9 protein-coding genes are annotated in these 7,734 nt (G+C 62.3%); 7 read left to right on the top strand and 2 right to left on the bottom strand.

Annotated features, from left to right (window positions below; all coding sequences use genetic code 11):
* Positions 1-73: 73 nt before the first annotated feature.
* Together msrB and msrA are read right to left on the bottom strand one after the other, a co-directional pair.
* Entirely contained in the window at positions 74-529 is a 456-nt protein-coding gene (gene msrB, locus MXAZACID_RS06030) for a peptide-methionine (R)-S-oxide reductase MsrB (RefSeq protein ID WP_008493275.1), read from the bottom strand.
* On the bottom strand, positions 526-1,188 hold the full coding sequence (msrA, locus tag MXAZACID_RS06025) for a peptide-methionine (S)-S-oxide reductase MsrA (RefSeq protein WP_008493274.1): 663 nt from the start codon (positions 1,186-1,188) through the stop codon (positions 526-528). The genes msrB and msrA overlap by 4 nt, the downstream gene beginning before the upstream one ends.
* 120 nt (positions 1,189-1,308) lie before the next feature.
* On the opposite strand from msrA, the gene MXAZACID_RS06020 reads away from it, so the two are divergent.
* From MXAZACID_RS06020 to MXAZACID_RS19190, 7 genes are all read left to right on the top strand, one after another.
* On the top strand, positions 1,309-2,124 hold the full coding sequence (locus MXAZACID_RS06020) for a shikimate 5-dehydrogenase (protein WP_008493273.1): 816 nt from the start codon (positions 1,309-1,311) through the stop codon (positions 2,122-2,124).
* Between the two features lie 137 nt (positions 2,125-2,261).
* Entirely contained in the window at positions 2,262-3,101 is an 840-nt protein-coding gene (locus MXAZACID_RS06015) for a DUF2189 domain-containing protein (RefSeq protein WP_008493271.1), read from the top strand.
* 240 nt (positions 3,102-3,341) lie between these two features.
* Positions 3,342-4,265 carry a COX aromatic rich motif-containing protein gene (locus tag MXAZACID_RS06010; RefSeq protein ID WP_026438881.1) on the top strand — a complete coding sequence of 308 codons (924 nt, stop codon included), beginning with the start codon at positions 3,342-3,344 and terminating at the stop codon, positions 4,263-4,265.
* A gap of 19 nt (positions 4,266-4,284) precedes the next feature.
* The gene (locus tag MXAZACID_RS06005; protein ID WP_008493269.1) at positions 4,285-6,360 is read left to right on the top strand and encodes a cbb3-type cytochrome c oxidase subunit I; all 2,076 of its coding nucleotides are present in this window, start codon (positions 4,285-4,287) and stop codon (positions 6,358-6,360) included.
* Positions 6,360-6,983 (top strand): cytochrome c oxidase subunit 3, encoded by a 624-nt coding sequence (locus tag MXAZACID_RS06000; RefSeq protein WP_008493268.1) that lies wholly within the window; start codon positions 6,360-6,362, stop codon positions 6,981-6,983. Before MXAZACID_RS06005 ends, MXAZACID_RS06000 begins: the two co-directional genes overlap by 1 nt.
* A gap of 4 nt (positions 6,984-6,987) precedes the next feature.
* A complete protein-coding gene (locus MXAZACID_RS05995) occupies positions 6,988-7,371 on the top strand; it encodes a cytochrome o ubiquinol oxidase subunit IV (protein ID WP_008493267.1) in 384 nt (127 codons plus the stop codon).
* 157 nt (positions 7,372-7,528) lie between these two features.
* Positions 7,529-7,702: a hypothetical protein gene (locus tag MXAZACID_RS19190; RefSeq protein WP_008493266.1), complete on the top strand. Its 174-nt coding sequence runs from the start codon at positions 7,529-7,531 to the stop codon at positions 7,700-7,702.
* The last annotated feature ends 32 nt before the right edge of the window (positions 7,703-7,734 follow it).

The raw sequence follows: 7,734 nt of genomic DNA, 5'->3' as shown, positions 1-7,734 counted from the left end.
GCGAAACTCAAAGCATAAGTCGCAAAAGTTTTGGGGGTGTGTGGGCTTTTTTCAAAAAGCCCCCACGACGCCCTCACGCCGGCGTAAACCCCAACGCCAGCCCGTTCATGCAGTAGCGCAACCCGGTCGGGCGCGGCCCATCCGGGAACACATGCCCCAGATGCCCGCCGCATTGGCTGCAATGCACCTCGGTGCGGTCCATGCCGAAGCTGGTATCGTTCTGCTCATCCACCGCATGCGGCAGCGGCGCGTAAAAGCTGGGCCAGCCGGTGCCGCTGTCATATTTGGTGGCGGAGGAGAACAGCGGCAGCGCGCAGCCGGCGCAATGGAAAATGCCTTTGCGATGCTCGTTCAGCAGCGCCGAGCTAAAGGGCGGCTCGGTGCCTTGCTGGCGCAAAATCTCATATTGCGCCGGGGTGAGCAGCCGGCGCCATTCGGCGTCCGTGTGCGTCACCCGGTAGGCGGCGCGGGCCTTCGCGCCCAGCGCCAGGGCGCTGGCGCCGGCCAGCAGGAACATACGGCGGATCATGTGTTGCCTTTCAGAACCGTCACCGGATCGGTTTCATACAAAGCCGGGAATTGCGCCTTCAGCGCTTCCACCTTCGGGATGTCGTTGAAGACGATATAGGGATTATCCGGATGGCGGATCAGGAAATCCTGATGATAGCCCTCGGCCGGATAGAACGGCATCGCCGCATCCACGCGGGTGACGATCGGCGCCGGGAAGGCATGATCCGCGCCAAGCTGCGCGATATAGCGTGTGGCGATCTCCTTCTGCTGCGGCGAGGTCGTCCAGATCTCCCCGCGATATTGGGTGCCATGGTCCGGGCCCTGGTAGTTCAGCTCGGTCGGGTCGGTGGTGACGGCGAAATAGATCTGCAGGATCTGGCCATAGGAAATCACCCGCGGGTTGAAGGTGATCTTCACCGATTCCGCGTGGCCGGTGCTGCCAGTGCTCACCGTCTCGTAATCCGCCGTGGCTTTCTGCCCGCCGGTATAGCCCGACAGCGCCTGGCTGACACCCTTCACATGCTCGAACACGCCCTGCACCCCCCAGAAGCAGCCGCCGGAGAGAATGGCGGTTTCGCTGCTGGCGGTATCGGGCGGGTTGTAGGCGGGGGCGGGCAGGGCGGCCTGCGCAGCGCCGGCGAGGCCGAGAAAGACCGGGACGAGAGAGAGGCGACGCATCACAAGCTCCTTCAACGCTTCTGCGGAACGGCAAACTGCGCTCTGGCACCCCATCGCGTCCAGGCATGGTTTTGATGCCTGACTTTTATGCTACTCTGCGCCAACCAGGAGGGCAGGCCGATGAGCATAGACAAGGATACCATTATCTGCATTTCGCTCGCGGCGCGGCCCAGCAATTTCGGCACACGCTTCCATAATTATCTCTACCAGAATTTGGGGCTGAATTATATTTACAAAGCCTGCACCACGGAGGATCTGGAAGGCGCCATTCGTGGCCTGCGCGCCCTGAAAATCCGCGGCTGCGGCGTCTCCATGCCGTATAAGGAAGCCTGCATCCCGCTGCTGGATGAGCTCACCCCCTCGGCGGCGGCGATCCAGTCGGTCAACACCATCGTCAATGAGCATGGAAGGCTGGTGGCTTATAACACGGATTTCATCGCGGTGCGGGATCTGTTGCGCCAGGCCGGTCTGCCCCCCAGCGCGCGGGTGGCGCTGCGCGGCAGTGGCGGCATGGCCAAGGCGGTCGCCTATGCGCTGAAGCTCTCAGGCTATGAAAACGGCATCATCATCGCCCGCAATGAGGCGCAGGGCAGGGCGCTGGCGCAAGGTTGCTCCTATGAATGGGCGGCCAGCACGGACGGGGTGGAGGCGGATTATCTGCTCAACGCCACCCCCATCGGCATGGCGGGCGGGCCGGAGGAGGGGCATTACGCCTTCCCGGAGCCGATGATCGAGCGCGCCTTGGCGGTGATGGATGTGGTGGCGGTGCCGGCCGAGACGCCCTTGGTCCATGCCGCTCGGCAACTGGGCAAATCCGTGGTCACCGGCGCTCAGATCGTGGCGCTGCAGGCGCTGGAGCAATTCGTCCTCTATACCGGCCAGCATCCGGATGCCGAACTGTTCGCCGCCGCCACCGCCCATGCGCGGGCCGGATAGAAGCTTCGGAATTCTGGAGACGCGGTTACGATTTTTCTGGTTGAAAACGCCAAAACGGTCTTAAATCAAAAGAAGAAGAAAATTTGCCCGCCCAAAAGGGGCAAGACCCGAAATGGGCAAAAATTGGGAGAAGACCGATGGCTGCTACGCTGATTAAGGCCGTGCATGATACAGACTATCCCGGTGGACAGCCTTACCCCACGACGACCCATCCGGAAGCCGATACCAGCCCGGTAACGGTGCAGAAGATCGGCTTTGGCGATCTGCGTGCCGCCTTGCGCGAGGGTGTGCAGGACTGGCTGGCCTGCCGGACCGATGTGCTGGTGATGGTCGTCATCTATCCGCTGGCGGCGTTGTTTATCGCCATTGCCTTGATCGACCGGCATTTTTTGCCGCTGCTCTTCCCTGTCGCGAGCGGCATGGCGCTGGTTGGTCCGGTGGCGACGATCTGGTTCGGCGCGCTGAGCCGGCAGCGTGAGCGCGACGGAGTCGCGACCGTGGATGCCGCCGGGGCGATCTTCGAGTCGCCGCGTGGGAGCGTCATCAAGCGCCTGGCCTTGCTGTTGATCGGGCTGTTCGCGGTCTGGATCGCGGTTGCCGGTGTGATTTACCACACAACGCTGGGTAGCGCTCCCGGAACCGGGAGCTTCCTGCACGGGACTTTCGCTACCGCCCCCGGCCATGAGATGATTCTGATCGGGGTGTTGGTCGGCGCGGTGTTCGGGGTGGTGGCACTGGCCACGGCGCTGGTTTCCTTTCAGCTGGCGCTTGACCATGAAATTGGGGTTGCCGAGGCAGTGTCAGTCTCGGTGAGGGCGGCTCTTGCCAATCCCGCGGTAACGCTGATTTGGGGGCTTCTTATTGCCGGTTTGCTGCTGATCGGGGCGATTCCTGGGCTGATCGGCCTAGCGGTGACGATTCCCATCCTCGGACATAGCGCCTGGCATCTCTATCGGCGGATGATTCGCAACGGTTGAGGCGCAAAAGGCACGCTTCCGGCATATAAGGCGTCGCGAATAGGTGTTGAAGCCTGTCATGTCAGATTTCTGATATGTCATGTCAAAATGTGACAATGGCTTTCCGTTTGCGACCAATCAATATAAAGGCTGTCTATGTTCAACCGCGCGGCGTGAATATGCCGCGCGGTTGAACGTGAAGTGCCGTCCGGGCCGGTTTGCGCTGGTGCGGGAGGTGGAAATCTTAGACGCGAGGCAGCCTTGAGACTGAAACCCTATCTCGCTCTGCTCCCCATGCTGGCGCTGGCCGCCTGCGCCTCGAGCGGAGACTACCTGCTGTTCCACCCGGAGAATCTGATCGCCACCCAGGAATGGCACGCCACGATCGTCGATACGGTCGTGATGATGCTGGTCATTCTGCCGGTGCTGCTGGTGATTGTCTGGTTCGGCTGGCGCTATCGCGCCGGCGCCAACGCCAAGCACGACCCGGATTGGTCGCACAACACGGCGCTGGAATTGCTGGTGTGGGGCGTGCCGCTGCTCATCGTCGGCGGGCTTGGCTGGTACACGGTGAAAACCTTGTACGCGATCGAGCCGTACAACCCCGGGTTGCTGCAGAAGCAGATCGCCGCGGACCCGCAGAATGTCCTGCATGTCGATGTCATCGCCACCGACTGGCAGTGGATTTTCGTCTATCCGCAGCAGAAGATCGCCACCATCGACCAGCTGGTCGTCCCGCAGGGTGCCGTGGTGAAGTTCAACCTGACCTCCGCCTCCGTCTCAAACGACATCTATGTGCCGCAGCTGCTGCCGATGATCGCGGTGATGCCGGGCATGCGCACCAAGGACACGTTCGACGCGCCCAAGCTCGGCCAATGGACCGGCTTCGCCGCCGATTTCTCCGGTGCCGGCTTCTCCTGGATGCAGTTCGACACCAAGATCGTCTCCCCGGCTGATTTCACCGCCTGGGTGCAGAAAGCGGCCGCCAGCCCGGATCAGCTGAGCTATGCCACTTTCCAGAAACTGGCCCAGCCGCACGCCAATATCGGCGCCAAGATCTCCTATTTCTCCAACCCCGATCCGCAACTCTTCGACAAGGTCGTGGCCGCGGCGCAGGCCGGCGTGGTCTATCCCGTCTCGGCCGCTCTCACCAAGAGCATCGCCTCCAACGAGACCGAGAAGTAGCGCGAAGGAAGGTTAGATCATGCAAGTACACGTTCCCGGTCCTTGGTCGCCGCTCTTCGGCCGCCTCACGCTGGATCAGATCCCGTATAATATCCCCATCCTGCAATATACCTTCGCGGGCGCCATGCTGGCCGCCATCGTGGTCATCGGCGCGGTGCTCTACTTCAAGAAAGTCGGGTATTTCTGGCGCGAATGGCTGACCACGGTCGATCATAAGAAGATCGGCGTGATGTATATCGTCATCGGCCTGGTCATGCTCTTCCGCGGCTTCGCCGACGGTTTGCTGATCCGCACCCAGCAGGTGCTGGCCAACGGCCCGAATGCCCCTGGCTATATGGGCGCACAGCACGGCTTCCTGCCGCCCTTCCATTTCGACCAGGTCTATTCCGCGCACGGGACCATCATGATCCTGTTCGCCGCCACCCCCATCCTCACCGGCTTCCAGAATATCGTGGTGCCGTTGCAGCTGGGCGCGCGCGACATGGCCTTCCCTTACATGAACGCGCTGTCGCTCTGGCTCACCGCCGGGGCCGCCGGGCTGGTCATGCTCTCGCTGTTCGTGGGTGACTTCTCGGCCGCCGGCTGGGTCGGTCTGATCCCGCTGACCGAGCTGCCCTATTCCCCCTCCACCGGTGTCGATTACTGGATGTGGGCGATTCAGATCTCCTCTGTCGGCACCACGCTGAACGCGATCAATATGATCGTCACCATCGTGGAAATGCGCGCCCCGGGGATGACCTGGTTCCGCATGCCGATTTTCAGCTGGACGACGCTCTCCACCAACATCATCGGCCTCACCGCCTTCCCGGTGTTGGGTGTTGCGTTGGCGCTGCTGGGTGCGGACCGTTATCTGGGCACGCATTTCTTCACCGCCGGCATGGGCGGCAACCTGATGCTGTATACCAACCTGTTCTGGCTCTGGGGCCATCCGGAGGTGTACTTCCTGATTCTGCCGGTGTTCGGCATCCTCTCCGAGGTCGTGCCGACCTTCTGCGAGAAGCCGCTCTTTGGCTATGTCACCATGGTCGCGGCCTCCTTCGCCATCGCCGGCGTATCCTGGGTGGTGTGGCTGCATCACTTCTTCACCATGGGGGCGGGGCCGGACATTAACGGCTTCTTCTCCGTCGCCACCATGCTGGTCGGCATCCCCACCGGCGTGAAGGTGTTCAACTGGGCCTTCACCATGTATCGCGCCCGCATCACCTATACGGTGCCGATGCTGTGGGCGATGTTCGGGCTGTTCCTGCTGCTGGCCGGCGGCCTCACCGGCATGATGCTGGCGATCCCGGCGGTGAACTATACGGTGCATGACTCGGTGTTCGTCATCGCGCATTTCCACTGCATGGTGCTGCTGGTCGTCGCCGCCGCCTTCGCTGGCGTCTCCTACTGGTTCCCGAAAGTGTTCGGTTTCAGGCTCGATGAGAGCTGGGGCAAGGCCTTCTTCTGGACCTTCTCCATCGCCACGCTCATCGTCTTCACCGCGATGTTCGCGCTGGGCTTCGAGGGCGAAACCCGCCGTCTGGACTGGACCTTCAACACGGCCTGGAAGCCGATGCTGGTGGTCGAGGAAATCGGCATGATCCTGTATGTGATCTCGCTGGCCTGCTTCGCGCTGATGCTGGTCTTCTCCATCGTCAACCGCAAGAAGAACGCGGCCGGCGCGGATGCCTGGGGCACCTCGCGCACGCTGGAATGGCTCACCCCCTCGCCGGTGCCGTTCTATAATTTCGCGGTGACGCCGCAGGTGAACACCCGCGACGAGCTGGCCTGGCGCCGCAAGCACGGGCTGGACAAGGCGCAGCCCGAACATTTCGAGGCCATCCATATGCCGAGCAATACCGGGATGCCGTTCGTCATCGGCATGCTGGCCGCGGTCTGGGGCTTCGCGATGATCTGGCGCATCTGGTGGCTGGCGGCGATTTCGCTGACGGCGCTGATCGTCTGCGTGATCATCCGCTCCTTCTACAAGAATGAGGGCTATCATCTGCAGCCGGAAGAGATCGCGGCGATGGAGCGTGACCTCGCTCTGGGCTCGGTTGTCTCCGAACAGCCGGACCGTTCCCACCACCATTATTCTCACGTGGAGGCGCATTAATGGCCCACCAAGCGGCACCTGACGCGAATACGCGCCTCTTCGCGCCCGGCTTTGCGGGGCATAGCCAGATTTCCGCCCGTACGCTGGGCTTCTGGCTCTATATGCTCAGCGACGCGCTGCTGTTCACGGCGTTGTTCGCCGCCTATGCGGTGCTCGACACCCCGATGAACGCCGCCGGCGGGCCGATCGCCACCCAGATCGTCAACCCGGTCGAGGGCTTCTGGCAGACCATCGCCATCCTCGGCTCCGTCACCGCCTACAGCCTTGCCACCGTGGCGCTGAAAACCGGCAACCGCGCCGGTGTCATGCTCGGCATCGTCGCCGCGATGGTGCTGGCGGTGGTGTTCCTGGGTTTTGGCTTCAACGATCTGGCGACGCTGACCGCCCAGGGCAACGGCATGGACCGCTCGGGCTATCTCTCGGCCTATTTCGTGCTGATCCTGACCCATGCCATCCACATGCTGTTCGGGCTGCTCTGGATGCTGGTAATGCTGGTGCAGATCCCGCGCGACGGCTTCAATGAGATGGTGGTGGCGCGGCTTTTGAACCTGCGCATGTTCTGGCAGTTCCAGGCCACCGTCTGGGTTTGCGTTTACATCTATGTCTATATGATTGGAGCCTGATCAGATGGCTGGTTCTCATTCCGATCCGCTGGCGCATCCGGAAGTCCGCATGGGCGGTGCGATGCGCTATATCGCCGGCTTCATCAGCACAGTGGCGCTGATGGGGGCGGCCCTCATCGTCACGCTGCGTCACGACATGGGCTATGAAACCTATGTCGAGGTCGTCGGCGGTCTGGCGGCGCTGGCGCTGCTCTCCCAGGCGGTGCTGTTCTACGGGCTGGATATTTCCCGGGCGCAGATCTGGAAGAGCGTCTCGCTGATCCTCACCGTGCCGCTGTTCATCATCACCGTTGGCCTGACCGTGTGGATGTTCCAGTCTCTGGATCAGCGCACCATGGTGATGCCCAACAGCGCGGCCGCCGCCACCCAGCCGACGCTGCTGCAGTAACCCCGGACATTTCCGGTCGATCAAACCCCGGCGGGCGAAGGCCCGCCGGGGTTTTTTCATGCGCGCAGGGGCGCGGGAGAGCGATTTTGCCGCCTTCGCTTGCATGAGCCGGCCGCACGCCTACCTGTAGGGGCAAGCGAAATGTCAGGAGGAGCAGATGCCCTGGACCGCGAAAGACGCCGAACGCCATACCCATAAGGCCAATAGCGAAACGCTGCGCGCCCTCTGGGTAAAGATCGCGAATGAGACATTGGAGCGCACAGGCGATGAAGGACGGGCGATCCGCGAAGCCAACGCGGTGGTCGCCCGCCAGTCAGACGAGACGAAATAGAGCGAGACGGGCCTGCACCCGCTCGCTCTATT

It is taken from the genome of Acidocella sp. MX-AZ02 (assembly GCF_000306035.1).
GTDB classification, from domain to species: domain Bacteria; phylum Pseudomonadota; class Alphaproteobacteria; order Acetobacterales; family Acetobacteraceae; genus Acidocella; species Acidocella facilis.
The sequence above is the reverse complement of the archived record's forward strand: the minus strand, read 5'-3'. Positions and strand labels throughout refer to the sequence as shown.